Source organism: Hyperthermus butylicus DSM 5456 (assembly GCF_000015145.1).
Lineage (GTDB): Archaea > Thermoproteota > Thermoprotei_A > Sulfolobales > Pyrodictiaceae > Hyperthermus > Hyperthermus butylicus.
Genome location: NC_008818.1, coordinates 1,617,499 through 1,643,540, shown reverse-complemented (window position 1 = coordinate 1,643,540; position 26,042 = coordinate 1,617,499). Strand labels below are relative to the sequence as shown.

The window sequence follows — 26,042 nt, the reverse complement described above, 5'->3', positions numbered from 1 at the left end:
CATGCCGCAGGCTGGCAGGGTTAAGCTACTAAAACGAGAAGCCAACACTATAGAGGTTGAGCTGGAGGGTGAGGACCAAACAATAGCCAACCTAATAGCAAAGTATGCAATACGCAAGCCCGGCGTAGTCTACGCCTCCTACATAATATCGCACCCCCTAGTTTCAAACCCTGTGATCGTGCTAAGTACGGATGGGAGCCGCGATCCGCTAGATGTACTGGAGGAGGTTCTCAAGGACATAATAACTGATGCAAAGAAGTTCATCGAAGAGTTTGACCGGGCCCTTGAAAGCGGTGAAAAGTGTGAAGTTAAAGCCTGAATCGAGACTTCTACTTTTCCACAGCTGTGGGGATATTGGCCACATAGCTTTAGTGTTTAGAGGCTCCACGCGTGTTGAAGCATTATTCTTCTCGGAGAGGCTTGACGAGTTACTGCGAGCTATTAGATCTTCAACATTCATATATGAGGTTAGAATTGTATGGCCGCAAGAGCTTGCTCAAGCTCTAGGCTTGAGATCTGTTGAGAAACTCGAAGACTACCTTGGGCGCTGCATGGATTGTTTCTACGTGTTTGTAAACGATTTATGTAGGGGTGTGAGCCTATTACTAGCACACGCTAGCGAACAAAACTCATAAGCTTAGCTCAAAAGTGCCCAGTTTCTCCGGCTAGCTACAGACCGGTCAAAACAGCGTAGCGGGGTGTAGTGTGCCGTGAAGTTCTGCCCGCGCTGTGGTTCGCTAATGACGCTGAGGAGGACTAACGACCGTACCGTCTGGGTTTGTCCGAGCTGCGGCTATACTGAAGAGCTTAGCCAGGCTAGTGAGGCGCAGCTTGCGGTACTGCGCAAGGAGATAAAGCATAGTGAGAAGGAGAGGATAGTAGTTGTAGACCCCAATGTAAACTGGAAGGCAATGCCTAAGACAAAGGCGGTATGCCCACGGTGTGGCTACCACGAGGCGTATGTCTGGGTTGTGCAGACCCGTCGTGCTGACGAGCCACCCACAAGGTTCTTCAAATGCGTAAGCTGCGGCTACGTGTGGAGGGAGTATGACTAGCAGCAACGTGTGCATACACTACGAATTCTTCTATAGGCTCTTACGCAAGCTATACGAGGATGTTTTCGAGGCCTACAACCGTACACCACCAGTGATATCCTCTAGGCCCCACATAGAGCGAGCACTACGGTTGGCCGAAGCAGGCCTAGCCCAAGCCTACGCGCTGGTTAGAGAGTGCAAGAGAGCCCGTGTGGAGGGTGAGGTGGGGCCAGGCTCTAATCGGCCTCTCAAACAAGTACATAACGTAGCGGGTGTAGAAGAAAGGTAGGGGAGGTAGATAGGGATTGAAGCTTGTATTCTTTGATGCGAGGATTTGGAGGTACATAGTGTCAGCTATATCGAAGGTTATAGAGGAGGGGGTATTCGTTGTAGATCCCGAGGAGGGTTTCCTCTTCCGTGCAATGGACCCATCACATGTCATAATGTTGAATATGAGATTTCCACGAGACTCCTTCGAGGTATTCGAGGTAGACTCTAAGGTTGAGCTGGGAGTAAACTTTGAGGATGTAGCTAAGGTTCTACGTAGAGCCTCGAAGGAGGACAAGCTTGAGATAACTTCTGATGGCAATACGGTCTCGTTCGCGTTCATAGGTAAGGGGTATAGGAAGTTTACATTGCCGCTCCTCGATATTACTGCTGAGGAGCTTCCCGAGCCACAGCTAGAGTTCAAGGCGATAGTGAAAGTTATGAGTGACGTGTATCGCGATGCGATAAAGGATGTTGAGCTTATAGGCGATGTTATAAGGTTCATAGCATCCCAGGACGAGTTTAAGGTAGTCTCTTCAAGTGATATTGGTGAGGCTGAAATAATCTATACGCGGGAGAGCGGTAGCATCATAGAGATGGAGGTTGAGGATACGCAGCAGGCCAGCTATACGCTCGAATACTTCAGCGATCTATCCGGTGCTGCTAGGGTTGCAGACACTATAACGATAAAGTTTAGCAGCGACATGCCCGCTCTCATAGAGCATGAACTCCAGCAAGGGGCAAAATTCAGCTTCCTCATAGCACCGAGGGTAGACTAGCGCATGCCGCGAAGCCAGGATCCCGTAATGAGGACACGCAGGTTCCTAGAACACCTAACCCGCAAGTACTATGAGAGGGCGCGTGTCAAACTACCCGGAGACTTTAGCCTACGCGAGTTTGCTCTCCAGACCTGGACAGGTAAGAGCTATCTACGGCACCTCTCATTCGCGAGTACAGAGGCTGTACATAGGCTACTAGTCGAGAAAGCGCCACGGCACTTCTACTATTCCTCAGCACGCTACGACCAGCCTGGCGCAGACGACATGGATGCTAAGGGGTGGCGCTCGGCTGACCTAACATTTGATATTGACGCAGATCATTTGCCGGAATGTAGTGGCAGCATAGTAGAGGTTGACGGTGGTATTGAGGGGAAGACTAGCTTTATAGAAGAGGCATTATGCATGAGGGCTGCTGCTCTCAGAGCACAAATATTGTACGACATACTTGTCTACGAGTTGGGCTTTGACAAGTCCCGCATAGCTATAGAGTTTTCGGGGCATAGAGGGTTCCACGTAACAGTATACCTTGACGACTTCGATGATTATGCAAAGGCGGGATCAGATGTTAGGCGTGAAATAGTAAACTATGTTAAGGCTCTCGGTCTCCGTGCCGACGTACTTGAGCCATGGACAATGCTGCAGGTGAGGAGGGGGAAGCCTATACCCATACCGCCAAACGTTCAGCTTGCGGGTGCGAGGGGTAGGGTTGCAAGGATTATACGACGCCTAGCACTCCGCGACGGCGCTATAGATATTGTAAAGGCTGTGGAGGGTCCCTCTACAACTTATAGTGAGGAACTTAGAGAATACGAGGATAAGGCTCGCCAGCTCATAGGTGTCGAGATTGACGAGCAAGTTTCCGTTGATGTTAAGCGGCTTATACGTGTACCCTACAGCATAAACGGCAAGACGGGTCTCCTAGTAAAACCAGTTACTGTTGATGAGCTAGACGAGTTCGTAGTAGATGAGACGCTTTCACCCTTTGCACGCGAGCCCCCAGTGAGGATACGTGTTGTTACGAGTCTCCCTAGCTCGGTGACCATATTGGGTAATAGACTGAAGCTACGCGAGGGTGATAGCCCCCGCCTTCCTGCCCCAGTAGCTGTATACTTAATGGCTAAGGGTGTGGCAGTCCTAGCCCAGTAGGCTGGCAGAGGGAGGTGAATAGTACGATGGCGGAGGAGTACATGCTACAGCGTGCTGTGAGGCTCCTAGGAGATCTAATTGATAGACGTGATGGAAAACTTGCCTCAGCCATAGTAGAAGCGTTGCATGAAGGTATATCTTCAACACTTCTTGATAGGAGAGCTATCAGCCTGCCGAGCATAGTCGAGAACTACATGAATATCGTCAGCGCGGTAGCCGATACAGCTGCAGCTGCTCTCAAGCTTCTAGGATTTAGTAGTGAGAAAGCAAATGCATACCGAGGTTTGGCCTCTGCACTGTACTTTGGTTCAACAAACTGTGCACCGGTAATTTTTGAGGCTTCAGTAGAGCTTGAGGGCAGGCTTTACCGTCGCGGTGACTACACGTGCCTAGAAACAATAAAGGCCCTTGGACTGGTTGAGCTGGGGTTTGCCCGCCTAGTAGAGACAGGGCTGAAGGAGGCTCGGGAGCAATAGTAGGGTTTTAAGGCGGGTTTTGCCTAGGGTGTGATGGGCACGCTAGGGGAGTCTACGAGGCGGCTAGGCCATGAAGGTGCCAAAGGTCATTATAACGTATTGTCCCCGATGCCGTACACATACACAGCACAGTGTTACGGTATATAAGCATGGCAAGAGACGTAGCCTAGCTGAGGGCGAGAGGAGGTATAGGAGAAAGCAAGAGGGTTATGGTAGCAAGAGGAAGCCGGAGCAGAAGCGCTTCGCGAAAGTTACAAAGAAGATAGTATTAAAGCTTAAGTGTCAGAAGTGTGGTTACATACTACACCGCCGGGGTATTAGGCTCAAGAAGGTAGAGCTGGTGGAGGTGAGGCACTAGCATGGTCAGTAAGTTCAAGATACTAGTACCACAGCCGCGTAGCAGGTTCCTCCTAGTGAGATGCCCGGTTTGCGGTAATGAGCAAGTGATATTCAGCCATGCAACATTCCCAGCGAGATGCCTTGTGTGTGGAGCACAGCTAGTAGAACCAACAGGAGGTAAGGCTAAGATACTTGGCCAGGTGGTACGTGTCCTAGGCTAAGTACTACCGCCTCCTCTAGTCTGGGTTTTAGTCTCAGCTACGGATACGCATCCAATATTTTAGGGCTCCCAGCTCTCTATCCAGCTTTCTCGGTGAAACAGGGTGCCGATTCAGAGGAAGGAGCTGCCAGACGTGGGAGAACTCGTGGTTGCGACTGTAAAGGAGGTATACGACTACGGTGCATACCTTACACTCGACGAATACGGTGGTCTCGAGGCATACCTGCCATGGAGCGAGGTTGCTTCCCGTTGGGTTCGCAGCATACACGATGTTGTTAAGCCTGGTCAGAAGATAGTTGTCAAGGTTATAAGGGTTAACAAGAGGAAAAAGCAGGTTGACGTCTCGCTAAAACGTGTAACCGATAGCGAACGCCGCAGGAAGATGATGGAATGGAAAAGAGCTCAGAAAGCTGAGAGGATACTAGAGCTGGTCGCGCAAAAGCTCGGTAAGAGCCTCGAGGAGGCCTATGAGGCTGTGGGGAAGAAGCTTGAGGACTACTATGGAGAACTCATGGCAGCCTTTGAGGAGGTTGTCATTCGCGGCGAGCAAGCGTTGCGCGAGGCAGGAGTCCCAGAGGAGTGGGTTCAACCGCTACTTGAGGAAATTAAGAGGCATGTGGAGGTTAAGCGTGTAAAGATAGCTGGCGTTCTCACTGTTAGAAGTCTGGCTGGCGATGGTATTGAGAGAGTTAAAAAGGTGTTGCTAACAGTGAAAGATGCTATTGAGAACTCGTCTCCCGACATAAAGGTTAAACTATACACTGTAGGAGCACCAAGGTATAGGCTTGAGTTGGAAGCATACGACTATAAGACGCTTGAGAAGGCGTTAGCTAAGGCTCTTGAGGAGGGTGAGGAGACTGCTAAGAGCTTGGGTGTAGAGTTTAGCTTTACGAGGGAGAAGCAGTAAGCCCGGGTGAACCCCGTGCAGTGGCTCATGAGGAAGTGTACAGTCTGTGGCAGGTACACGCTGCAACGTGACCGCTGCCCAGTCTGTGGGGGCCCCGTAGCTGTACCGCATCCGCCACGCTTCTCCCCCGAGGACAAGTATGTAGTATATCGCTATAGGATGAAGATGCTTGCGGGACTAATACCGCGCAGCGAGAGTCAAGCCTAGCAACAATAGCTGCTCGATTCCTACCATGGCACAGGTTTCAGTCTCAGCCTATTAGCGGCCATGTTTGTTAACCTGTGGAGCGCAATTACTATTGGTGTGAATGTGAGTGCTACAGCTGGGTGCACTACGTATCCTGCAGCGTAGAGTGCTAGTAGAGCACCACTATAGAAGTCCAGCTGGTCGAGTAGCGGTGCTGGAGCACCCCTCTCCAGGCCAAGCCTCCTCTTAATAAAGGCTCCCAGCATGTCCCCGAGCATGGCGCCTATGCTTGCAAATACACCTGCAGCGTAGAGTTTGGGGTTGCAGGTAGCACTGGCAGCTAGTAGGGCTATAACTGAGCCGTAGAGAATTCCGGTTGCCAGTCCCTCCCAAGTTTTTCCCGGGCCTAGAACCGGCCTTCCATCCAGGAAGCGTTTGCCACCGTCAATTGGTGTTCCATGGTATTTTAGCAGGACGGGTGCACCATTAGCTGCTAGTGCGGGAATGATAGCAAGTATGGACTCTAGAGGGGTTAACAATTGAGCCATACAAGTCCCCGCTCCGTAATTCTGTAGCTGAACTCCCATCCGCGGTTATGCTCTGGCTCCTCGATGATAAGCCTATATCTCTGCCCAACGCGTTCAAGTCGAGCTATAGCTCTAAGCCACAGGCTTAGAGGCTTTATTCCAGAAGGCTTCTCGCCTTCTCCTGGCTTCCAGGATAGCTGTGCGGTATACAGTATTGGAACCATGTATTCTTCGTACACGCGGTATAGAAGTGCTGAAACCAGAGATAAGGTTCTCAAGGCCTCTTCGGAGCCTTCACGTGCTATACTGCTTACAGAGTCAAGAACAACGATATTATAGAGTGGCAGCTGGCGTAGATTAACAATATGTAGTAGGTCAAGGTAGTCAAAGACCTGGAGCACCACTAGCTGGTCAGCACTAAGTTTCAGCTTTGCTGCCCTCTCGAGAAACTGTACACCTTCAGTAGTTATGTACAGGCATTTTCCGCTTCTACACTGGTGCGCTGTAAGCTCGAGAGCTAGGAGGGTCTTTCCGCTCCCTGCAGGCCCATATACCAGTAGTGTTGTAGGCCACTCTATGGCCCTCAGCAGCCTTCTGCATATAGCCACATAAGCCTCCCAGGAGAACCAGCACCAGGGGGTTGTCCGGGATTAAAACAGTAGGGACTACCAGCAGGATAATAGTGTGGGCGTCTAGCCCGGAGATAGTGAGGCTAGTGGCTCGCATAGCTAAGCTCCTGCAGATAGAGTATGTTATCCCGAATGCTCCACCAAGCTGTGGAGGACGTGACATAATCATTGTGGAGCGTGGCAGCATTCGTCTAGGGATGTGGGAGCATGGTTCGAGATGCCGTGTTCTCTACGTAGACCCGACGGATGCTAAGGAGAACACTATAGGCACAGCCTTAAGCATCGTTAAGGCTTTGTGGAGAGTGCGCGAGGCCAGCATAGGTATTGACGTTGGTGCAACGCGCATCGCCTATGCGGTGTTGGCTGCGGGATCGGTGCTTCTAGCGGGGGTCGAGGCGAATAAGGGGAACCTACTAGCAAACATATGCAGCGCCCTGAGGACACATAGGGAGCTTGTCGCAGGTATAGGTGCATCGCCGGCAGTCTACGAGGAGGCTCTAAGTATACGTGGTAAGTTGCTCAAGTGTAGCGAAAGGGTATACCTGGTAGACGAGTACGAGTCAAATATTTTTAGAGCCTATGGGCTCAAGGGTGCAAGTGATGCAGTTAACGATGACGTGTTGGCAGCTATACAGATAGCTTTACGCGTCTATACGAAGATGCACAGAGTACTGGAGAACACATGGCTGGTAGAGGGTGAACAATATGAGGATGAGGCTCTACATGGAGCCAGGCAGGATAGTAAGAATCGTGGGTCCAGCGAGAGCACGCGTAGCATCGGGACAAGTCATGGTTCTAGGCGCAATATTCGGTGCCGGCGCCGAATTCAGCATACACAGCTACCGTAGCTATGGCGTTAAAGCACTAGACGATAGCATTGTTGAAGTAGAGCTTGGTGCCGGCGCAGCCGTCGAGAGCCCTCAACCAGGCGAGGAAGTTCTCGACGCGTGGGTCTCGGCTGTAGATAGCACACTGAGACGTGGTTGTAAAAGAGTAATGGTCCTGGGTCCTACAGATGCTGGCAAGTCTAGCCTTACTGCACTAGTGGTAAACCGGGCACTACTTTACGGATTTAGGGTAGGAGTAGTAGATGCTGATGTCGGACAAGCGGATGTAGGCCCACCAGCGTCTGTCTCAGCGGCTCTAGTGGATAAGCCTATACTCTGGCTCCGGGAACTCAGAGCAGACCACATAAGGTTCATAGGCAACATAACGCCACAGCGTAGCGAGCGCCGGATAGTAGCAGCAGTCGTGGAGCTAGTACACCGGCTCCTCAGCCGTGGCGCAGAGGTAATAGCAATAGATACCGATGGCTGGGTTCAAGGGCTAAACTCGATAGAGTACAAGGCTGAGATTGCGCGCTACACGGGGGTATCAGCAGTATTCGTTATAGGAGACCAGAAGCTCTATGCGATGGTTAGACATGTATTCGCGGGTATCCCATGTGGCGTTACGCTATTACCAATGCCGAGTGTTAGGCGTGAGAGAGATAGAGTAGAGAGGAGGAGCCTACGTAGAGAAGCTTATCGTAGATATCTTGAGCCCCTCTACGAGAGAATGATATACATAGATTCAGTCTCAATAATGGGCTCTTGTTTCTTTAGCGGAGAAAGGTTGCCACCTCAGCAGGCGGCAAGGCTGGCTCAGATTCTCCAGGTGCCGGTTATAGCTGCTAGTGAGACCTACGACACGGTATACGTTGTCACCAACGGTCAACCGAACCCGCAGAATCTTGAGAAAGCATCGCAGACTTTGCAAAAGCAAGTCTACATACTAGACATAAACCTCGCAGTAAATGCTCTAGCCTCCCTGGTTGGCAGTGATGGCGAGGAAAAAGGGTTGGCAATAGTGAAGGAGATAGACTTTGCCAGCGGAGTTATAAGGGTGCTAACACCCTATCGGGGCGAGGTTAAGGGATTAATCCTGGGCAACATTAGGCTAAGTGAGGAGCTAGAAGAAACTGGGAGGCCACTGAGATGCGTAATCTAGATGGTGCGCTTGCCCCGGTACTAGAGCATCTGGTCAAGAAGGGTGCATCAATAGTCTGGGCAGAAGGTAGGCTCAGCAGAGTCTACGAAGCTGCAAGGTTTGCTGCACAGCTTGATGGACGTGCAGTAGCTGTCTACAATATTAAGGAGCTACCCTATGTTTTCGCTTCAAACATAGTATATAGTCGCAAGATACTATACATGCTCCTCGAAGCCGATAGTGATATGTCAGCTTACGAGAAAATATTATCGCTAAAACCAGAGAGCCTTGCTAGAGGCGAGTTTAGCGATTACTTTGAGGAAGCAGGCTCGGGGCTGGATCTGCTGCCAGCACTGAGATTCTATGAAGGTGATGGAGGACTATATGTGACATCATCGATATTCATAGCGTGTAATGGTAAAGCTTGTAATGCGTCGATACATCGTATAATGGTTAGCGACGACTATAGTTATGCAGCTGTTAGGGTTGTCCCACGCCACCTCTACCGGATACTAATGGAGCGTGGTGGCTCGACACCTGTAGCAGTCGTTGTGGGTGTGGATCCCAGGATAATGCTTGCAGCTGCACTCAGCCCTCCATTTGGAGTCTTCGAGCTAGAGCTTGCTGCAGCACTAACTGGAGGGCTTAGGGTTTGCGAGACCCCCAGGTACAGGCTGCCAGTTCCTTGTGGGGCATCCATGGTTATAGAGGCTGTACTTGGGCCAGAGCGGCGCTCCGAAGGACCCTTTGTAGACCTGCTAGGACTCTACGATAACGTACGCAGCGAGCCGGAGCTGAAAGTAGAGTCTATCTACGTAAACAAGGTATACGAGCCCGTGCTACACGCTATACTGCCGGGAGGTACGGAGCACAAGCTATTCATGGGTTTCCCTCGCGAAGCCTCGATATACGATGCTGTACGCCGTGTTGTGCCGCGTGTGGTAAAGGTTAGGCTTACACCTGGTTCGGGTATGTGGTTACATGCTGTCATTTCGATAGAAAAACAGCATGATGGAGATGGCAAGAATGCTGGGCTTGCAGCGCTAGCAGGCCATCCAAGCCTAAAGCACGTAGTGGTGGTTGACGCGGACATAGACCCTGATGACCCCCAACAAGTGGAGTGGGCTATAGCTACGAGGCTCCAGGCGGACCGTGGCATAGTCATAGTCTCCCATGCGAGGGGGTCAACACTCGACCCAAGTGCTGTCGACGGGCTAACAGCCAAGCTCATCGTGGATGCTACTGTACCCATTGGGGAGAGGAGCAGGTACACTAGGCCCATAATACCGGGATCATAGTCGCGCAGTGAGGGTTGAGCGATAGCAAGGGTGTAAGCGGCTATGTATCTTACACGTGAGGAGGAACGTATGCTTAGTGGCGAGTACGGCGAGGCTGTGCGTAAGGCGCTAACGGTTATTGTCCGTGTTGGAGAGGCTCTGGGCGCTGAAAGACTCGTGGAAATAACCCATGCGCATGTCAGCGGCATATCATACTTCAACATAGGTGATGTAGGGCTAGAATTCATAGAAGAGCTTGCCAGGATGGGTGGCAGGGTAAGGGTTCATGCCACATTCAACCCTACCGGCATACCATTATCCGAGGAGGGATTATGGGAAGACAATGCTATCCTGGTTGGGGCTGCAGAGGCGGAGAAGCAGCTCCGAATAATACGTGCGCTAACCCGTATGGGGTTCAAGTTCACTGCGACTTGTATACCCTACAAGCTGCGACGCCCCAGGCCCGGTGAGCACCTGGCGTGGGGAGAGTCTAGCGCGGTAGCCGTTGCAAATACACTCTACGGGGCGAGGACTAACAGGGAGGGAGGCCCGGTAGCCCTAGCGGCAGCGCTAACCGGTCGCATCTACTACTGGGGCCTTCACCTAGACGAGAATCGGAAGCCAACCATGCTGATCCGTGTGAAGAACATTGTGCTCGACGAGCTTGCAGCAGGACTTCTGGGGCATCTAGTGGGCCGAAGCTACCAGGACCAGCTACCATACATAGACGCGGAGCTTGAGGGTACCCGTGCGGTGATATCAATGTGTGGTGCAGCTGCAGCCTCTGGAAACACGGCAATGTGTATTGTACGCAATTACTCGCCTGAAGATCGTGGAGCACCCGAGAAGGTTGAAACTGTTGAGGTTACAGCGAGGGATTTGAAGGCCGAGCGTGAGCTTGTCGAGACAGCAAGCCTCGAGGAGGCAGATGTATTCTTCACCGGATGCCCTCATCACGACTGGAGCATAGTCCATACTGTCCTTACACTTCTAGAGAGCAGTGGAGTAAGAAGACTCAGGAAGCCCATGTGGATAGCTCTTCCAGGCAAGTTACCCAATTGGGGTAAAAACGCTTGCAGCCAAGCTACGCGGCAAGAATGTGCATCTGCTACCAGGTACATGTATTGTTGTGTCAAGGCTTAGAGGTGTGGTAGATGTTGTAGCAACAGACTCTGTTAAGACAGCATTCTATCTGCCGAAGAGACATGGAGTCAGGGTGGCCCTATCAACGCTCAAGGAGTTCATAAAGCTCTACGGAGACTAGCCCCAGGGGGCTGGGACTTGCAGGGTATACGGCTGCTCCTCCGAGGCCTCGTAGAGGGTAGAGCTTGTGCCCCTCTCCTCATAGTTGATAGGAGTATATCGTTTTACGGCGAGGTAGACCCCGATACAGGGGTATTGAAGGGTGTCGGTAGTATAGCTGGCAAAATACTGGTCTTCCGGGGCTCAAGGGGAAGTACAGTAGGTCCATACATCATGTATGCCCTCCGGCGGAAGGGGCTAGCACCGGCAGGCCTCATTGTACCCAAGGCTGAGCCCATGCTGGTAGCTGGCGCCGTACTCGCAGAAATCCCGCTAGCTGAAGGCATAACCGAGGAGGACATGTCAAGACTTCAAGCTGGTACGAAGGCGATGTTAGAGGTTAAACCACCCCAAGCTATTCTCTCCGCTCCCGCCCAGTGCTAGTCTGCCTCCTACTCTCACCGTTGGTGCTGCTTCTAGTCTCACGAACCAGCGCAAGTATACGTTCAACCCTTTCAAGCACATCGAGTAGGTCCTTTAGCCTCTCCAGAGACTCTGCTGTAAGCCCTTCACGGGACAATGTCTCGCCTATACTGCGTGCAACCACCTTCTCGAGTTCCTCGAGTACACCTTGAACCTCGACACGTGCAGCCTCGCTCTCATCACGGACAATGTACACCCTGCCATGGATGGGGCATACGATCTCGCCACTCCTAAGCCTAAACAGTGGAAGCCCGCAGATGGGGCAGGTTTCAGCGAGCATGGTAGCGCCGGCACGCAGCAGGTCAGCCATCTTCTTCATAACCTTCGGGTCGCGCGGAACACTAGTCGTCATAGCTCCCTAAACCCCTACTAAACCGTTAGGGAGAAGTGTAAGCTAATAAGCTAGACAGCCACAGCTAAACTCAGCGGCTACACCACCCCGAGAGTGCAGCACCCAAATACTCAGAGCTTGCATAGTGGGGTGATGTCCCGTGGCCGCACCAGCCTATGACAACGAGGCAAAGATAAGACAAGCAATAATGATACTCATGAGGATAATCAATGATACCGCTGTACCGAGAAACATACGGCGTGCAGCAACAGAGGCCATAAAACAGCTTAGAGACGAGAGCTTAAGCCCGGGCGTAAGAGCTGCCAACGCGATAAGCATCCTAGACGAGATAAGCCAGGATCCAAACATGCCAGTCTATGCCAGGACACTCATATGGAACGTAATAACCCTACTCGAAACAGTAAGGGACTAACATCCAGAAAGCGTCAAAAACAACAAGGGCTAGATAGCAACCTCGATAACTAGGGCTCGTGGATCATAGCGTGGCGGAGAAGGCTTTTTAGGAACACGTATACCCTCGCTCTCCAATAGCTTCTCAATAGCCTCACGTATGACCTCGCTCCTAGTTAGACGCCTGGACTTAGCATACCTATCGAGTAACGCTAGTAGCTCCTCCTCGATCTTAAATGTGACAATACGCTGCATACGTGACACCCACTTATCCAGTGTTACCGTAACATGTGATATGAGGATGTATGTAACTTGAGCCTAGGGAGAGGGGGAGACAACACCGAAACTAAGAAGGAGGCGGTACTCCCTCCAGCAACCTCCACCTATACAAGATACATGCCGGTACTACCAAATTAAGCATATGTGCAATAATACTGTCCTAGGCAGCTGAGCATGTCCAGCTGGGCAACTGTTGAGGCTGGGAAGCCGTACAGTGATTTGCCGTAACTAGTTGAGGAGAGGAGGGTGGTGCGGGGGGTGGGATTTGAACCCACGCAGGCCTACGCCAGCGGGTCCTGAGCCCGCCCCCTTTGACCTGGCTCGGGCACCCCCGCAGCCTGGGCTCCCGTAGGAAAATGGTGTTGTGGTCTGGGTGGGTTCTAATAGCTTTACTGTGATTGGCTAGCCTGCTAGTTTCCTCGCTATTTCGAGGGCCTTTTCCTTCAGCTTGGTTGTCACTATGCCTTGTTCATGGTACTTATCTAGCTCTTCCGCATCTACTATTTTTGGTTTCTTGCCGGGCTTCTTGACTATGTCGATTTCAAGGTCTAGGTATACTATTGCATCCTCGGCTATTTCTGGTGGTGTGTTTATGTTTATGTATGTGCCTTTGACTGTGCCATCGGGAGCATAGTATGTGTGTTTTACTATCCACTCGTCCGTCCTAACCTCCGTTACTATCCTGTCTCCAGGCTCCTTTTCAACACCTAGGCCGTCATAGACTCCTCGACTCTTTACAGTCCTCTCGAGCACAATTACGAGGCTTTTGTCTTCAACATATACCGACTTTATCTCTGCCTTTCCAAGCTCTATGTATTCGCCGCTGGGCTTAACATGTAGGATTCTAATTCTGCGCCTGGACGCTAGGTCTTCGGCTACGAGTTCTAACAGTGCACGGACGAGCTTTTCTGAGTCTACGCCGAGGGCCTTCACCTTCTCGGCGTAGTCTATGACTTTTGAGAGGCTTGGCTGCAAGCTCTTTACAGTATGGTGGTAGGGAATCGTTGCGACAACACTATCCCTTATCTCGTCCAGCTTCTGTTTGTCTGCAGAGCTGAGATGCACTAGTACCACGGCTTCTCCTTCGCTATACACTCCGGGCGGGCCCTCTTCAGCCCTCTTCCTAGCCTCGGCTAGCGCCTCACGTAGCTGCCTAAGGTGTTTTTCTAACTCCTCCCTCTCGGCATGCTGGCTACTACTACGCCAGTGTACAGCGTAGCCTTGCTCGGTAAAGCTCGTAGCTATTGCTGCTAGTAGTGCTCGCTTCTCCGGGCTCCTAACATGCTCGCTTATCGTTACCCTAGGCTCGCTGGACTCGATCAGTATTGCGTAGTCTCCTATCACCCTTGCTCCCGGCACTATCCTCGGGGTTTCTCTCGGCTTTACGCCGGGTCTAACAACGCCGCCAACAACTTCGCGGTCCTCAATACACTCGCTCCTATCTACGAGAAGTTCTGCCTCAACATCACCGACGCGTGCTATGCAGCGATTGTCGCGGAGGCCAATAACCCTGGCCTTGACCGTGGAGTGTAGGGGGAGGCTGCTCCGCCAATAGAATGAGTATGGGAGTGTATCCCTTAGCTTCTCGAGTATAATATTTACAGCCCATTCATATCCCACTATGAGCAGTTCTGATGGGTTGTTGTCGCTATCCTTTATCGTAACATCAGCTGGCAGTGTCAGCATTGGCAGGCTAAACCTATCAGCTATGATTCTCGATGGTTGGACTACTTGAAAACCCATATCGATTACCAGTTTTGTCAGGGCTGTCGCGTAGATACCCCTAACCCTTACCCTAGGTATCCTCCTGGCTGGCGTTGCCAAGGCTTGTTCTCCCTAGGGTGTTCCGGGGAGGGCTGCTAGAATACCGAGCGTAGATAGCCGCCATCGATTGGTATGGAGGCACCGTTAATGTAGGAGGCGTAGGGGCTTATGAGGAATGCTATGAGATAGCCGACCTCTCGAGGCTCGCCGATTCTGCCGAGAGGTATGGTGCTCGCCATCTCCTGGTATATCTGCTCGACAGGTACACCTCTCTCCTTTGCTCTCTTCTCAGCTATCTGCCTAATTCGGTCGGTGAGAATGTAGCCCGGCATTACCGCGTTAACCCTGATACCGTACTTTCCAAGCTCTCTTGCGAGAGTTCTCACGAGTCCATGGACAGCAATACGCATAGTGTTTGAGAGTGCAAGGTCCTCCAGGGGCTCCCTCGTGGCAACACTGGTCAAGTAGACCATCGATGGGTTTTTGCTCTCCTTGAGGTAGGGTAGAGAGTAGTAGGCTATCCAGACAGCGCTTAGGGCAAGTAGCCTAGCAGCAAGCTCCCAATCCTCTAGACCTAGCTGTTCAAACTTCCCGGGCCGTGGCGGCCCAGCAATGTACACAACAGCATCTAGGCCACCCATCAGCCTTGCAGCCTCCTTTACAAGCCTCTCAACGTCCTCTCTGACCGAGAGATCGGCGGCAATACCGTAAACCCTACCCTTACCACGGAGCGCCTCAAGAGCCTTCTCCACGCTCTCCCTGGTGCGGCCATTAATTACAACGTGAGCTCCTTCCTCGAGGAGGACCTCGGCGACGCCGCGGCCTATGCCACGGGTAGAAGCTGTTACGAGCACCTTCATACCTGTAATGTTGAAGGGCATAGTCCCCCCTCTCCAGGGCAAGGAGGCTTGGAGAGCCAGGTGTAAAGAGTTACTCTGACAAGTTAATCTGTAGCGGGGAATGGAGCTGAAGCATGGGATGGTCGAGGATATGGGTAAAAATGTGGGGTTACAGTGTTTTGGCTGCCTTAGCGCCTTCGTGTAGGGCTCTAATGTTTATCTCGGCTGCTCGTGGAAATGCTCGTCTTATAGCTTTCTCAATGTCGTCGAAGCCTATGGTGCCCTGGAAGACCCCTGCTTCTAGGGCTGCACCGAGGAGAGCCATGTTGGCTACTCTTACATCTCCAAGCTTCAGCGCTATCTCGGTTGCAGGTACCACTATGAGTTTACGGCTTCTCTCACGAAGCTCGTCTAGGATTTCGTCTCTCGTTGGAACCTCTACTTTGGGGAGCGGTGGCGGTATCATATAGTCGTTGACTACTGCCACGCCATTCCTGGAGAGGTAGGGTAGGTAGCGGATAGCTTCTATGAGTTCCATGCTTAGCAGTACATCTCCAGCACCCTCCGGTATGAGGGGTGCGTCAGCTTCGCCTAGGCGTACGTGTACTATTACTGTGCCACCTCTCTGGCTAAGGCCGTGAGTTTCAGAGACTAGTGCTGGTAGGCCCCTGCTTAGAGCTGCGTTAGCTATTATCGTAGATAGAGTTAGCAGACCCTGGCCTCCAACCCCTACAATAACGATGTTCAGTGTCTTTGGGGCTTGATTCATGATTCATCCACCCCATGGTTTTTTATGCGGGCTTGGCTGTGCGCATTATCTTGAGCCACTCCTCGCTCGGTGGTTGGCTCGGTTTAAACGCGCCAAACGGGCATACTTGTGCACATACACCGCAGCCTGTACAGAGTGCTGGGTCAACCATGGCTTTGCCGTCTGGCCTCCTCCGAATCGCTGGGCAGTTGAATGCTGTGTAGCAGATGCCGCATGCAGTACACTTCTCCTCGTCGACATAGTAGACTGGTGGCTTTACCTTGGCTCTACGTGCAACGCTTAGGGCTAGCAGGATACAAGCACCCCTTGACACTACTACTGCAGGCTTCCTCTTCTCAATCACGTATTTTAGCGCCTCAACAAGCTTCTGTTCTGCATCGCGTATATTGAATGCGTCTGCTACGAGGATTTTTTCGACACCAACACCACGGGCCACCTCTTCTATAGGTATCTCTGTGGCTGGTGTTCCGAGAGCGCTAATGCCTACGCCTGGATGTGGCTGGTGCCCGGTCATAGCGGTGGTTCTGTTGTCGAGGACTACAACTAGCATTGGGGCATTGTTGTATACTGCGTTAATGAGTGGTGGTATACCTGCATGGTAGAATGTCGAGTCGCCTATAATCGCTATTAGTACAGAATTGGGATCTTTTAGCACGTGGACCATGCCATTAGCAGCACCTATACTCGCACCCATACAGATTATGGTGTCCTGCATCTCGAATGGCGGTAGTACACCAAGGCTGTAGCAGCCTATGTCGCCACTATAGACCGGTTTTATCCTCAGCTTGTTCACAGCCCTGCGGAGAGCGTAGAAGAGGCTGCGGTGTGGGCAGCCGGGGCATAGTACCGGTGGGCGTGGCGGTATCTTCGTTCTGGGAGGTTCGGGTTTCTCGACAGCCCACGCGGGTGGCTCCCTATCTGTCACCTTTGCGAGGGCGTCGGCGACCATGTCTAGTGTTAGCTCGCCATACCTTCTTAACAGTGTGTCTTTACCGTGTTTGCCGAGGATTCTCGCCTTTGCACCTCTCTCTTGCGCAGTGGTCTTTAGCTGGATCTCTACAACGGGATCGCCCTCTTCTACCACTATAATGGTCTCATGTTCCAGTATCTTGTCTGCTATGGGCTCTGGAAGCGGTACAGTAGTTGCGAGCTTGAAGAGGGTTACCTCGCTCTCTAGGCCGAGCAGCTTTACTGCTTCCCTAGCGTAACGATAGCCTAGACCAGCGCCAACAACAGCTATGGCTCCGCCATACTCTACACTGTTCAGCGGGAAGTCTGCCAGCTCCCTCCTAACACGGTCCCAGAAGTCTAGAAGCTCGATGCGCATCCGGCGTGCATGCTGCGGCACAAGGGTCCACTTGGCGGGGTTCTTCTCAAAGACGCCTTGTGGCTCAAGCTCATTGACCGGTATCTCGTCGGTTTCTACTGGTATCCTCGTATGTGCTATGCGTGTAGTGGTTCTTAGAAGGAATGGTCTCCTATACTTCTCGCTATATTTTAGCGCCAGTTTTGCAGCCTCCTTCGCGTCCTGGGGCCCTGTGGGCTCCACGACCGGTATATAGGCGTGGAGGCCATACCATCGGTTATCCTGCTCGTTTTGGCTGCTATGCATCCATGGATCGTCGGCTGATACTACAACGAAGGCGCCCCTTACACCAATATAGGCGCTGCTGAAGAAGGGGTCTGCAGCAACATTTAGCCCTACATGCTTCATTGCAGTGATGGCCCGCGCGCCGCTTATTGCTGCACCAAGAGCAGCCTCGAGGGCGACCTTCTCGTTAACACTCCACTCGACGTAGGGCTTACCGCCGAGCATGCGGGCAGCAGCGGAGAGCGCCTCAACAATTTCCGTGCTGGGTGTGCCGGGGTATGCTGCTGCAAACTGTACACCAGCCTCCAGGAAGCCACGCGCAATGGCCGCGTTGCCGAGCATTAGGACCTTGCTACCAGCTGGTGCTAAAACCTCCTCATAGGCCAACCTTTGGCACCCCACTGTTAGTGTTCTAGGGTGGTATTACAAGTCGGTGTAATAAGTGAGGTGTACAAGCAAAACACCCATATCCATCTATATAGTGTTGCCCTAGCTAGATATATATGCTGCGTTAGCCTCTCCCACTATGCATCCTCAACATGTGTGCAGCCTCAGCGGGATGGCGCAGGATAGGCTTATCGTCAGTGTATGCTCCATGTATTTAGCATAGCCGGGTATACGCCTCAGAGGTCAAGCTTCTCTAAAGCATGATGAAGAGTAGGTTGGTAGTGAAAGGCCAGCCCGACGAGAGAATAACACAATACTATCATGCATGTTGTGTGTGAATAATGGGGTTGCAACTTGTAGGAGCGAGAGGCTAGATGTCTGGATGCCTCGTGAGGGGCAGGGTCCCTTGTTGACGAGCTTGCTGGACGGCGTGAAGTGTTAAATAAAATTGCTGCGACGATGCCTCCCCATAGTCTCGAGCGGTGGCAAGACATGGTAGCAGCTAAAACGTGTGTTATAGCAGTAAGATGTAGCCAGTGGGGGTTGCTCGGGCGAATCTTTCAGCCATGGTCTACTCAGTCTCGTAGCAATAGTACCTCCTGGCGTGCCACTGGGTTATCTTGCCGTCCTCGAGATCACGCCTAACTAGCTCGCGGTCACGGCTGCAAGAGTCGCCATAGCCGCCTCCGCCTGGCGTAGCTATGTAGACACGATCGCCTCTATGCAGCTCAACACTAGCCTTAGACTCCAACAGCTCTACACGTCCATCACGCCGTACAATGATAAACCTCGCGGGGGCGCCTTTGCCTCCGCCCCGAAGCCCCCAAGGCCTAAGCCTAACACGTTCACCTATGATGCTAAGCTTAACACCGTCCTCGAGCACTGTAAATGCCCGTATAATCCCAAGGCCGCCCCTATACTTGCCGGATCCGCCTGAGTTGGGGCGAAGCTCGTAAGCTAGGAAGAGTATCGGGTACTCAGCCTCAGCAACCTCTATCGGTGTGTTAAGAGTGTTAGTCATGTTGGTGTGTACGCCGTCAACTCCATCGCAGCATGGTCTAGCGCCGCTACCGCATCCCACAGTCTCGTAGAAAGCCCATCCCCTACCACCGAGAGCCACGTTAGTCATGGTGCCACAGCTTGCCGCGGGCACCCGGTCCGGGAAAGCATCCGCGAGAGCCCTCAACACAACATCTACAATCCTCTGCGAGGTCTCAACATTGCCACCTCCAACCGGCGCTGGCGGCTCCGGGTTAACTATAGTCCCCCTAGGCGCAGCTATGTTTACAACACGGTAAAACCCTTGATTCATAGGCATTTCCGGGTCAATAACGGCCTTCAGTGCGAACGTTGTAGCTGCAACAGTTACCCCATATACTGCGTTAAACGGTTCATCAACTTGGCGGTTCGAGCCAGCAAAATCCACGGTTATGCTGCCACCACTAAACAGTATCGAGACCCTTATCCGCGCGGGACCGCTCCCCAGCTCCAGGTAGTCCTCGGCGGTAAACACCTTGCCATAAACGCCATATTTCTCTACAAGGGCTCGTATACGGTTCCTTGCATACCTCTCCGTATAGTCCAGCGTCCTCTTCCACGCCTCCATCACGATACTGGCGCCATACCGGTCTACTAGTTCCCTGAGCCTTCGCTCCCCCACGTTGACAGCTGCAATCTGGGCAAGGAGGTCGCCGCGGAGATACCGTGGGGTACGCACGTTAGCCTCGAGGAGACGCAGGATATCCCTCCTAAGCTCGCCCCTCACCACGAGCTTGACGGGGGGTATGACAAGCCCCTCTTCTATGAGGCTCTTCGCATTTGGGCTTAGGCTCCCGGGTACACCTCCCCCGATATCGACGTGGTGGGCCTTAGCAGCCACGTAGCCCAGTAGCCTGCCTTCAGCGTAGACTGGCTTGAGGAGCATCAAGTCGTTCAAATGTGTGCCGACTATGTATGGGTCGTTGGAGACTACTACATCGCCCTCGTCGAGTGTGACACCGTTGCGTTCGAGCCACTCGACGATATTCCTTGCTGCAACCGACATGCTGCCGAGATGTACTGGTATGTGCTCGGCTTGCGCTACAAGATTGCCTTCAGCGTCGAGTATGGCGCATGAATGGTCTAGACGGTCGCGTATGTTGGGGCTTAGCGCTGTATTCCTCAGCACAACACCCATCTCCTCGGCAATGTATATCGAAGCATTCCTAATAACTTCAACGGTAGCAGTGTCAAGCTTCAACACTGCCACCCCCAACGCTAATAACTATGGAATGGTGCTCGTCTACTGTGCCAACACTGTCTGGTGGAATTAGTATGGTGCTATCATCAGACTCTATAACTGCAGGGCCCTTAAGCACAGCTCCGGGCTTCAACCTGTCTCTGCGATAGATGGGGGTACGGGTCCACCCATCATCCTTGAAGTAGACCTCCCGGTACCCTACGGGCTCCGGTGTATGTCGTAGCGGTTTACTGCGTGGTAGGCGGGGTTTTGGCGTGACTCCTATAGCTACAAGTCTAGCCGAGACAATGACCACGGGGTGTTCTGGCATGCTGTAACCATACCTCGCAGCGTGTAGCTTGTGGAACTCGTTTACGGCCTCACTGAGCGAGCCGTGGTAGGGGATGGTTAGCGAGTATGCCTGTCCCTCGTAGCGTGCTTCGAGAAGCCTCGTAAGCCTAACTCGCTCCTCTGGCACGCCCTCCGATGCTAGTATCCGTTTAGCTTCATCTGCCAGCTCATCGAAAACCTTATTTAGTTGCTCCTCTTCGAGCTCGTCGGCTCGGCGGACAACTGGTCTCCGTAGATCGTGGCGGTAGTCGGTAAGCAGTAGCCCCAGTGCGGAGAACACACCTGTATAGGGCGGCACAACGACCCGTGGCACGCCGAGCTCCCTAGCGAGGCTTACAGCGTGGAGGGGCCCAGCACCCCCGAAGGCGAATAGTGTGAACATCCTAGGGTCATAGCCTTTCTCTATGCTGACAAGGCGGAGCGCGCGTGCCATAACGGTGTCAGCTATGCGTATGACGGCTAAGGCGGCTTCCACGGTATCCATTCCTACAGCCTTGGCAAGCTTCTCTAGGGCTTCCTTGGCTAGGTTGCGGTGAAGACGTACACGGCCGCCTGCCAGCACTTCGGGTAGACGGCCCAGCACGAGGTTGGCATCGGTAACTGTTGGCTCGCGGCCTCCACGCCCGTAACATGCGGGGCCGGGGTCAGCGCCAGCACTAATCGGCCCGACGCGGAGGGCGCCCCCGGCATCCACCCATGCTATAGTGCCTCCTCCCGCGCTAACCTCTGCGATGTCTATGAAGGGGTACCTTACAGGGTACCCGGATCCCCGCAGTACACGGCCCATGTGGACCTTGCCGCCAACCTCGTACATGTCGGCTACGATTGGCTCGCCGTTAACGATTGCTGCAGCCTTAGCAGTAGTACCACCCATATCAAAGCTCAACGCATACCTTATACCCATAGCCTCGGCAAAGTATGCTGTAGCAACAACACCTGCTGCAGGGCCACTCTCGATAAATGCTGCCGGAAACCTCACAGCATACTCTAGCGATGCTACGCCTCCGCTACTCTGCATTACTAGAAACCTGCCCCGAAACCCCCGCTGCTCCATCTCCCTCGCGAGCTTCGAAAGATACCTAGACAATATGGGGCGGAGAAGACCATTGACAACAGCTGTGCTAGTGCGCTCGAACTCGCCAGGCTCCGGGTCAACCTCACAGCCGGTAACAACTTCGGCGCCGGGACACTCTTCGCGGACGACCCTCGCCGCAAGCCTCTCATGCGCATCGTTGGCGTAGCAGTGTAGGAAGGAGATGATAAACACTTTCGCACGGCCACACCACTCGCGAGCAATACGCCTAACAGCCCCTACATCCAGCGGCTCCAGCTCCTCTCCCCGGGCGCTAACCCTGCCCCTGACACCAAACCTCCTAGACCTCGGCACCAACGGCTGGGGCTTCTCGAAGAACAGGTTGTAAAGCTCAGCCCTATTCTGACGGCCAATCTCGATAACGTCGCGGAACCCAGCATTAGTAATGAGCACAGCGACAGGCGGCTCAATACCAACCTGGCCTAGAAACATGTTAGTGCCAAGCGTGGTAGCGTGAACAAACACTCCGACATCCGAAACCCTAACACCAAGAGCATCAAAGGCCCCCAAAACACCACGCCAAGGTTCACGAGGCACCGTCAAAACCTTGCCAGCAACAAGCCTCCCCGACTCCTCATCAAACACGACAATGTCGGTAAAGGTGCCCCCAACATCGATACCGACACGCAACAAGAAAACCCAACCCCAAGCACCACAGCAGCTACCAGCAACAGGATAAAGAGTGCTATCCAGCCAAGGCAACACACAAGAGGCAGACGTGCTAAAACCTACAACAATGACAAGTACAGCAAGAATGAGGCACTATGTAAACATACTGATCAGTAAATCATAGAGCAGGACAGTAATTCTATCCGCTACCTCTTACTCTTCCTCTATTGTCCCGGCTGGTATTCTCGCAACCCTAACTGGAAGAACTCTAGACACCACAATCCACTTACGTGATGGGCGCATAATCGAGATTTTGGCGGCTCCCCTCTACGCAGCACCCCCGCTCCAGCCTTCCCAGACAATGAAACACTCTGCCACAGTATATTGCGGCTCCAACATTATCGGCCGTTGCCATACCACAGCTACATGATTATTATCTTACTAATCGGCTGCCGCCATCCAGGAGTTACCCCTGAACCCTCAAAGGTAAGTCTATTAGTGATAGGCACTCTTTCAATCTAGTTTTTAGTTTTACCCTGCTATTGTTGTCCAATCCTCTTCTTTACGTATTCTAAAGCCTTCTTAAGCGCGTCTTCAATACTTTCAGGGTAATAGAAAGGTTTACCACGCGGTCGTTCCCCTCATGGAAGTGATGAGGAAATGTCGGTATGTGCCTATTTATTTCATGCGGCGTATTATCCCATCGGTATATAGTGCCATCTATATGACGTCTCTTCCAATGTATAGCATATCTATTAGGTAGTCTTCGTGAAATCCATACATCGATGAAACTCTCGTCGATAAGGTATATTCTTAGCTTACCATACACTATTTCTACGTCTACAACCACCTCAGGATACAAATTAGCAGCAAACTCCCTAAGCCTCTCAAGTATTTCGTCTACATTACCGCGTTCTCCCACTCCCCCAACCCCTTAGCTCTTCCAAAAGCCTCTTCAACCTCTCTTCCCGGTCAAGCAGGTAATCAAGGCGGGTAAGATCCTCAAAGACCTCTGTTTCCTCCAGTTCACCCCGTCTAATCCTCTCGTCCAACTCCTCTATACTTGACACGCCATACCGAGCCATAATGAGCTTAGCCTCTAACCTAACACGCCTAAGCTCGGATAAAATGTATCGATACAGAGCCTCCCTCTCCAAAACACCAGCCTCAACACCAAGTACCTTAGACACCCTATGCAGCAAGCTAGTCAAACCAATCCACCACAATATCTCCGCCATATCCAAAATACAACAAACTCCCATAACCCTAACGCTAGACCCCAACCTACACTTCCGAACAACGATTAACGGTTCTCCGATAGTTACCTGCGAAATATCACGCCGCCATATGCCAGGCCTACCGGCGCCAGCCAAGAGTATAGAGAAGTGAGCCTTGTTTCGGAGAGTAGGTTGTAGAATCATGTTTGTGCCTATGAATGCCTTGGCCGCTGCACCTGGGCTTCCTCCTCCTCAAGCTCCTCAACAGTGGCCTCACCGAACAGTCCAACGTACTTGTCCAGTACCTCCCGCACCCTACACCTCCTCACAAACACTACTAGCTCCTCACCCTCCCTAAAGTCAACCCGGTCCAGGGGCTTGAACACCCCCTTCTCAAATCTCACACGGATAACCCTAGACACCGTGTCAAACATCCCCACAGAACATATCGCCCCAGCAACCCAATATGGGCTTACCCCCGGGCTCAACACCCCCAGCACCCATAACCATCATAACCCAATAACCCACCTCATCTAGTCGAAAGCGATAAAGTAACAAGCCTAGCCAGGGAGAAGAAGCACATAGACAGAGACCTGGGACTTCATTAGGTTATATTGATCAGTAACTAATCAGCTCTATCATTCCTGGGGAAGCACATCTCGGCCGAGAGCCTCGGTTAATCCTGAGCCATGCATGGCATCACGAGACACGGGATCCGCCCACTTTACACGACTAGGTACCAGAACAACACATGCCGGGAGCATGTGGCGTCAAATCAAGAACAACAAACAAGTGTGTCAACAATCGGGAGACTGGCACCTCAGGACTAAGAGGGAAGTTGGGAGGACACATAAGGGTTTAGTGGTGGGGCCGCGGGGATTTGAACCCCGGACCACGGGGGCCCAAGCCCCGCATCCTGCCAAGCTAGACGACGGCCCCACCAGCGTGTGCTCAGCCGTGTGTGATTCCTATGGAGGGTTAAGCGGGGTTTAAGCTTTTTCTTAATTATCTCCACTTGCTACTTCGATCAAACTGTGGCAGAGACAGCTTTTGCATATATGGTTGGTGATGTAGTATTAAAGACATGTAGAGAGGTAGGGGTGGAGTTAGATTCTCCACCCTTGCTTTCTGCGGGCTCTAGGCCCGCGGAGACCAGGGCCCGCGCTTCCTGTAGTACTGTATTGGCGCATTCTTTGCAGCGTTGCTTGGGTAGTTTTCTTTTTCTTTCAAGCAGCCATACGAGTTCTCTGAGAGCATGCTGGTATAGCTTTGTTCGTGTTACACTATTGTCCGCGAGCATTCGCATTGCTGTTAGCCGCTTATCGGGGTTTAGCATATTCTCAATGATTGGTCTGGCATTTTTGTCCACCTTGATCTCTATCATTGATACTTTGGCCATCTTCCTGGGGCCACTAGTCACTATAATACCTTTGTTATTTAGAGCTTCAGCAATGGCTTCTAGTAGGTCCTCATCCTTCATTCCTATTTCTATTATCCGGGCCTTCTTTCTTACATGGCCTTCAGAGTCTATGAGGCCTGCAACAACACTGAATAGGCCTTCATCTATTTTGAGGCATTTCAATAAATCCTCTTTGATGCCTGGTTTTACTCCTAGTATGCCTGTTAGGCTGTAGCTTTCTAGGGCTTTTAGGTCAAGTACTGCTTTAAAAGTCATGCTTGTACCGCAACCCCCCTATTACAAAATAGGCTGCCATGGCTTCTTTTACTGGTAAATGGTAGTATCCAAGCAATTCCAGCAAACAGTGTTGAAGGTCGAAGGCTGTTTACTCTAACGGCAGCCCATTTTCTCCCCGTAGATGTTAAGCACACTTCTATGATTCCGTCACCATAAATGAATGCTAGCATTCCGCAAGCTGCTGCGTAGCTTTTCCTGATTCTCGGTATCGGACAGGTATTAGTGAAGCCACCTAGTATTTTTGCCGGAGTACTGCATAGTGAGTCTAGCATACTGCACTGTATTTCAGTCTCTACGGCCCTGGTCTCCGGCGCGCCCCGACCCCTGGAGGAGCATAGTGAAAAACAACTCTTTTCAAAACCTTCACCTTCTTTCATGCTAGTGCACATGACAATCTTCCCTCCGGCGGCTGGTCAGGGCCTTGTCGAGGACCCGGAGGCGCATCGAGGCCCTCGTGGGGGAGCTCGAGGGGATGGCTGGGTGTGAGCAGAGGAGCGACGTTAGAAACAGTATCTACGCGCTGGTGCGCCGGCTGTGGAGCATCCGGCCCGTACTGGAGCTTCTCGAGCCCGGGGCAGGGCAAGAAGCTGGATCCCTGCAGGCCCCGTGCCGGCACGGTTTACGCGGTGGATCTCAGCGGGCTCCCGCCCCGCCACCGCAGCCTATACGCCCAGCTGGTTGCCTCCTACCTGCTCCAGAGGAGGCGGCCAGACAGCAAGCCCCTCCTATACCTAGCCGTGGAGGAAGCCCACCACACGGTCGTGCCCGGTCCCGCCTTCAACACATCTTGTAGGAGTTACAAACATTGGAAGGCTGATGCCAAACGTGAAGGCAGTCCCTGCCGACATTAATGCGGACCCGAAGAGGCTTAGCACAAGCAGTAGACCATTCAAAGCAACTGTGCTCTCAGCTCTAAAACTAGCAGAGCTACTTGCGAAGATGCCTAATCACAGGTAATGAAGACAAAACCCAGAAGCCAAAAGCGTGTATGATGATACTACTCTCCA

33 protein-coding genes and 2 tRNA genes are annotated in these 26,042 nt (G+C 52.3%); 19 read left to right on the top strand and 16 right to left on the bottom strand.

From position 1 onward, the window contains the following. Position 1 precedes the first annotated feature (1 nt). The 11 genes from HBUT_RS08620 (at position 2) to HBUT_RS08570 (ending at position 5,375) form a co-directional block, all read left to right on the top strand. Positions 2 to 319: an RpoL/Rpb11 RNA polymerase subunit family protein gene (locus HBUT_RS08620; RefSeq protein ID WP_011822780.1), complete on the top strand. Its 318-nt coding sequence runs from the start codon at positions 2 to 4 to the stop codon at positions 317 to 319. After that, on the top strand, positions 303 to 635 hold the full coding sequence (locus tag HBUT_RS08615; RefSeq protein WP_048061593.1) for a hypothetical protein: 333 nt from the start codon (positions 303 to 305) through the stop codon (positions 633 to 635). Before HBUT_RS08620 ends, HBUT_RS08615 begins: the two co-directional genes overlap by 17 nt. Positions 636 to 710: 75 nt before the next feature. Next, complete coding sequence (locus tag HBUT_RS08610) at positions 711 to 1,055, top strand: transcription factor S (protein WP_011822778.1); 345 nt, start codon at positions 711 to 713, stop codon at positions 1,053 to 1,055. Then, positions 1,048 to 1,323 carry a hypothetical protein gene (locus tag HBUT_RS08605; protein WP_048061592.1) on the top strand — a complete coding sequence of 92 codons (276 nt, stop codon included), beginning with the start codon at positions 1,048 to 1,050 and terminating at the stop codon, positions 1,321 to 1,323. The genes HBUT_RS08610 and HBUT_RS08605 overlap by 8 nt, the downstream gene beginning before the upstream one ends. A 16-nt stretch (positions 1,324 to 1,339) precedes the next feature. Further along, entirely contained in the window at positions 1,340 to 2,080 is a 741-nt protein-coding gene (gene pcn, locus HBUT_RS08600; protein WP_011822777.1) for a proliferating cell nuclear antigen (pcna), read from the top strand. A 3-nt stretch (positions 2,081 to 2,083) separates the two neighbouring features. Next, positions 2,084 to 3,226, top strand: coding sequence for a DNA primase small subunit domain-containing protein (locus HBUT_RS09125; protein ID WP_011822776.1), 1,143 nt, complete (start codon positions 2,084 to 2,086; stop codon positions 3,224 to 3,226). Between the two features lie 26 nt (positions 3,227 to 3,252). After that, positions 3,253 to 3,702: a hypothetical protein gene (locus HBUT_RS08590; protein ID WP_011822775.1), complete on the top strand. Its 450-nt coding sequence runs from the start codon at positions 3,253 to 3,255 to the stop codon at positions 3,700 to 3,702. A 70-nt stretch (positions 3,703 to 3,772) separates the two neighbouring features. Continuing rightward, on the top strand, positions 3,773 to 4,060 hold the full coding sequence (locus tag HBUT_RS08585; protein ID WP_011822774.1) for a 50S ribosomal protein L44e: 288 nt from the start codon (positions 3,773 to 3,775) through the stop codon (positions 4,058 to 4,060). A gap of 1 nt (position 4,061) precedes the next feature. Then, entirely contained in the window at positions 4,062 to 4,262 is a 201-nt protein-coding gene (locus HBUT_RS08580; RefSeq protein WP_011822773.1) for a 30S ribosomal protein S27e, read from the top strand. Positions 4,263 to 4,364: 102 nt separating this feature from the next. Next, a complete protein-coding gene (locus HBUT_RS08575) occupies positions 4,365 to 5,168 on the top strand; it encodes a translation initiation factor IF-2 subunit alpha (protein ID WP_011822772.1) in 804 nt (267 codons plus the stop codon). Between the two features lie 15 nt (positions 5,169 to 5,183). Then, positions 5,184 to 5,375, top strand: coding sequence for an RNA-protein complex protein Nop10 (locus HBUT_RS08570; RefSeq protein ID WP_011821460.1), 192 nt, complete (start codon positions 5,184 to 5,186; stop codon positions 5,373 to 5,375). Positions 5,376 to 5,395: 20 nt separating this feature from the next. Here the strand turns inward: HBUT_RS08570 and HBUT_RS08565 are convergent, their stop codons facing one another. Together HBUT_RS08565 and HBUT_RS08560 are read right to left on the bottom strand one after the other, a co-directional pair. Further along, on the bottom strand, positions 5,396 to 5,902 hold the full coding sequence (locus HBUT_RS08565; protein ID WP_011822771.1) for a CDP-2,3-bis-(O-geranylgeranyl)-sn-glycerol synthase: 507 nt from the start codon (positions 5,900 to 5,902) through the stop codon (positions 5,396 to 5,398). Further along, positions 5,887 to 6,489 carry an RAD55 family ATPase gene (locus HBUT_RS08560; protein ID WP_011822770.1) on the bottom strand — a complete coding sequence of 201 codons (603 nt, stop codon included), beginning with the start codon at positions 6,487 to 6,489 and terminating at the stop codon, positions 5,887 to 5,889. Before HBUT_RS08560 ends, HBUT_RS08565 begins: the two co-directional genes overlap by 16 nt. 32 nt (positions 6,490 to 6,521) lie before the next feature. Between HBUT_RS08560 and HBUT_RS09935 the strand changes: the two genes are divergently transcribed. From HBUT_RS09935 to HBUT_RS08535, 6 genes are read left to right on the top strand one after another with little or no spacing between them, the layout of a single operon-like run. Then, positions 6,522 to 7,358, top strand: coding sequence for a hypothetical protein (locus tag HBUT_RS09935; protein WP_011822769.1), 837 nt, complete (start codon positions 6,522 to 6,524; stop codon positions 7,356 to 7,358). Next, the gene (locus tag HBUT_RS08550; protein ID WP_048061591.1) at positions 7,300 to 8,499 is read left to right on the top strand and encodes a Clp1/GlmU family protein; all 1,200 of its coding nucleotides are present in this window, start codon (positions 7,300 to 7,302) and stop codon (positions 8,497 to 8,499) included. The genes HBUT_RS09935 and HBUT_RS08550 overlap by 59 nt, the downstream gene beginning before the upstream one ends. Then, positions 8,487 to 9,776: a UbiD family decarboxylase gene (locus tag HBUT_RS08545; protein WP_011822767.1), complete on the top strand. Its 1,290-nt coding sequence runs from the start codon at positions 8,487 to 8,489 to the stop codon at positions 9,774 to 9,776. Before HBUT_RS08550 ends, HBUT_RS08545 begins: the two co-directional genes overlap by 13 nt. 42 nt (positions 9,777 to 9,818) lie before the next feature. Continuing rightward, the gene (locus HBUT_RS08540) at positions 9,819 to 10,898 is read left to right on the top strand and encodes an aconitase X catalytic domain-containing protein (protein ID WP_052287782.1); all 1,080 of its coding nucleotides are present in this window, start codon (positions 9,819 to 9,821) and stop codon (positions 10,896 to 10,898) included. Next, positions 10,885 to 11,019, top strand: coding sequence for a hypothetical protein (locus HBUT_RS10095; protein ID WP_267195206.1), 135 nt, complete (start codon positions 10,885 to 10,887; stop codon positions 11,017 to 11,019). Before HBUT_RS08540 ends, HBUT_RS10095 begins: the two co-directional genes overlap by 14 nt. Positions 11,020 to 11,036: 17 nt before the next feature. After that, positions 11,037 to 11,441 (top strand): aconitase X swivel domain-containing protein, encoded by a 405-nt coding sequence (locus tag HBUT_RS08535; protein ID WP_011822765.1) that lies wholly within the window; start codon positions 11,037 to 11,039, stop codon positions 11,439 to 11,441. Here the strand turns inward: HBUT_RS08535 and HBUT_RS08530 are convergent. Further along, positions 11,413 to 11,832: an Sjogren's syndrome/scleroderma autoantigen 1 family protein gene (locus HBUT_RS08530; protein ID WP_011822764.1), complete on the bottom strand. Its 420-nt coding sequence runs from the start codon at positions 11,830 to 11,832 to the stop codon at positions 11,413 to 11,415. The two genes, HBUT_RS08535 and HBUT_RS08530, sit on opposite strands and share 29 nt — an antisense overlap. 139 nt (positions 11,833 to 11,971) lie before the next feature. Here HBUT_RS08530 and HBUT_RS08525 point away from each other — a divergent pair, with 139 nt between their 5' ends. Next, positions 11,972 to 12,244 (top strand): stationary phase-response protein, encoded by a 273-nt coding sequence (locus HBUT_RS08525; protein WP_011822763.1) that lies wholly within the window; start codon positions 11,972 to 11,974, stop codon positions 12,242 to 12,244. Positions 12,245 to 12,273: 29 nt separating this feature from the next. On the opposite strand, the gene HBUT_RS08520 is transcribed toward HBUT_RS08525, so the two are convergent. From HBUT_RS08520 to HBUT_RS08460, 13 genes are all read right to left on the bottom strand, one after another. Then, a complete protein-coding gene (locus HBUT_RS08520) occupies positions 12,274 to 12,477 on the bottom strand; it encodes an aCcr1 family cell cycle regulator (protein WP_011822762.1) in 204 nt (67 codons plus the stop codon). A gap of 271 nt (positions 12,478 to 12,748) precedes the next feature. After that, positions 12,749 to 12,836: transfer RNA gene (locus HBUT_RS08515), tRNA-Leu, on the bottom strand. 67 nt (positions 12,837 to 12,903) lie between these two features. Continuing rightward, complete coding sequence (locus HBUT_RS08510) at positions 12,904 to 14,325, bottom strand: ribonuclease FAU-1 family protein (protein ID WP_011822761.1); 1,422 nt, start codon at positions 14,323 to 14,325, stop codon at positions 12,904 to 12,906. A gap of 35 nt (positions 14,326 to 14,360) precedes the next feature. Continuing rightward, positions 14,361 to 15,146, bottom strand: coding sequence for an SDR family oxidoreductase (locus HBUT_RS08505; protein WP_011822760.1), 786 nt, complete (start codon positions 15,144 to 15,146; stop codon positions 14,361 to 14,363). A gap of 127 nt (positions 15,147 to 15,273) precedes the next feature. Then, complete coding sequence (locus HBUT_RS08500) at positions 15,274 to 15,873, bottom strand: indolepyruvate oxidoreductase subunit beta (protein ID WP_011822759.1); 600 nt, start codon at positions 15,871 to 15,873, stop codon at positions 15,274 to 15,276. A gap of 22 nt (positions 15,874 to 15,895) precedes the next feature. After that, positions 15,896 to 17,851: an indolepyruvate ferredoxin oxidoreductase subunit alpha gene (gene iorA / locus HBUT_RS08495; protein WP_011822758.1), complete on the bottom strand. Its 1,956-nt coding sequence runs from the start codon at positions 17,849 to 17,851 to the stop codon at positions 15,896 to 15,898. A gap of 571 nt (positions 17,852 to 18,422) precedes the next feature. Further along, positions 18,423 to 20,093, bottom strand: a complete 1,671-nt coding sequence (locus HBUT_RS08490) for a hydantoinase B/oxoprolinase family protein (RefSeq protein ID WP_420804939.1) — start codon at positions 20,091 to 20,093, stop codon at positions 18,423 to 18,425. Then, the gene (locus tag HBUT_RS08485) at positions 20,080 to 22,146 is read right to left on the bottom strand and encodes a hydantoinase/oxoprolinase family protein (RefSeq protein ID WP_011822756.1); all 2,067 of its coding nucleotides are present in this window, start codon (positions 22,144 to 22,146) and stop codon (positions 20,080 to 20,082) included. Before HBUT_RS08485 ends, HBUT_RS08490 begins: the two co-directional genes overlap by 14 nt. A gap of 547 nt (positions 22,147 to 22,693) precedes the next feature. Next, on the bottom strand, positions 22,694 to 22,972 hold the full coding sequence (locus HBUT_RS10160) for a toxin-antitoxin system TumE family protein (RefSeq protein WP_476737638.1): 279 nt from the start codon (positions 22,970 to 22,972) through the stop codon (positions 22,694 to 22,696). 55 nt (positions 22,973 to 23,027) lie between these two features. Continuing rightward, a complete protein-coding gene (locus HBUT_RS08475) occupies positions 23,028 to 23,333 on the bottom strand; it encodes a hypothetical protein (RefSeq protein WP_110138771.1) in 306 nt (101 codons plus the stop codon). A gap of 218 nt (positions 23,334 to 23,551) precedes the next feature. Beyond that, positions 23,552 to 23,773 carry an antitoxin family protein gene (locus HBUT_RS08470; RefSeq protein ID WP_228546819.1) on the bottom strand — a complete coding sequence of 74 codons (222 nt, stop codon included), beginning with the start codon at positions 23,771 to 23,773 and terminating at the stop codon, positions 23,552 to 23,554. Positions 23,774 to 24,201: 428 nt separating this feature from the next. Next, positions 24,202 to 24,278, bottom strand: a tRNA-Pro gene (locus HBUT_RS08465). Between the two features lie 88 nt (positions 24,279 to 24,366). Beyond that, positions 24,367 to 25,014 (bottom strand): LAGLIDADG family homing endonuclease, encoded by a 648-nt coding sequence (locus HBUT_RS08460; protein ID WP_011822752.1) that lies wholly within the window; start codon positions 25,012 to 25,014, stop codon positions 24,367 to 24,369. A gap of 846 nt (positions 25,015 to 25,860) precedes the next feature. Between HBUT_RS08460 and HBUT_RS10090 the strand changes: the two genes are divergently transcribed. After that, positions 25,861 to 25,992 (top strand): hypothetical protein, encoded by a 132-nt coding sequence (locus HBUT_RS10090; protein ID WP_267195205.1) that lies wholly within the window; start codon positions 25,861 to 25,863, stop codon positions 25,990 to 25,992. Positions 25,993 to 26,042: the final 50 nt, after the last annotated feature.

What these genes read in the sequence shown, in the direction of transcription:
- HBUT_RS08620 (WP_011822780.1), top strand. Translation starts at nt 2, where the DNA reads ATGCCGCAGGCTGGCAGGGTTAAGCTACTAAAACGAGAAGCCAACACT.
- HBUT_RS08605 (WP_048061592.1), top strand. Translation starts at nt 1,048, where the DNA reads ATGACTAGCAGCAACGTGTGCATACACTACGAATTCTTCTATAGGCTC.
- HBUT_RS09125 (WP_011822776.1), top strand. Translation starts at nt 2,084, where the DNA reads ATGCCGCGAAGCCAGGATCCCGTAATGAGGACACGCAGGTTCCTAGAA.
- HBUT_RS08590 (WP_011822775.1), top strand. Translation starts at nt 3,253, where the DNA reads ATGGCGGAGGAGTACATGCTACAGCGTGCTGTGAGGCTCCTAGGAGAT.
- HBUT_RS08585 (WP_011822774.1), top strand. Translation starts at nt 3,773, where the DNA reads ATGAAGGTGCCAAAGGTCATTATAACGTATTGTCCCCGATGCCGTACA.
- HBUT_RS08580 (WP_011822773.1), top strand. Translation starts at nt 4,062, where the DNA reads ATGGTCAGTAAGTTCAAGATACTAGTACCACAGCCGCGTAGCAGGTTC.
- HBUT_RS08565 (WP_011822771.1), bottom strand. Translation starts at nt 5,902, where the DNA reads ATGGCTCAATTGTTAACCCCTCTAGAGTCCATACTTGCTATCATTCCC.
- HBUT_RS08550 (WP_048061591.1), top strand. Translation starts at nt 7,300, where the DNA reads ATGGTTCTAGGCGCAATATTCGGTGCCGGCGCCGAATTCAGCATACAC.
- HBUT_RS08545 (WP_011822767.1), top strand. Translation starts at nt 8,487, where the DNA reads ATGCGTAATCTAGATGGTGCGCTTGCCCCGGTACTAGAGCATCTGGTC.
- HBUT_RS08540 (WP_052287782.1), top strand. Translation starts at nt 9,819, where the DNA reads ATGTATCTTACACGTGAGGAGGAACGTATGCTTAGTGGCGAGTACGGC.
- HBUT_RS08530 (WP_011822764.1), bottom strand. Translation starts at nt 11,832, where the DNA reads ATGACGACTAGTGTTCCGCGCGACCCGAAGGTTATGAAGAAGATGGCT.
- HBUT_RS08520 (WP_011822762.1), bottom strand. Translation starts at nt 12,477, where the DNA reads ATGCAGCGTATTGTCACATTTAAGATCGAGGAGGAGCTACTAGCGTTA.
- HBUT_RS08505 (WP_011822760.1), bottom strand. Translation starts at nt 15,146, where the DNA reads ATGCCCTTCAACATTACAGGTATGAAGGTGCTCGTAACAGCTTCTACC.
- HBUT_RS08500 (WP_011822759.1), bottom strand. Translation starts at nt 15,873, where the DNA reads ATGAATCAAGCCCCAAAGACACTGAACATCGTTATTGTAGGGGTTGGA.
- HBUT_RS08470 (WP_228546819.1), bottom strand. Translation starts at nt 23,773, where the DNA reads ATGTTTGACACGGTGTCTAGGGTTATCCGTGTGAGATTTGAGAAGGGG.
- HBUT_RS08460 (WP_011822752.1), bottom strand. Translation starts at nt 25,014, where the DNA reads ATGACTTTTAAAGCAGTACTTGACCTAAAAGCCCTAGAAAGCTACAGC.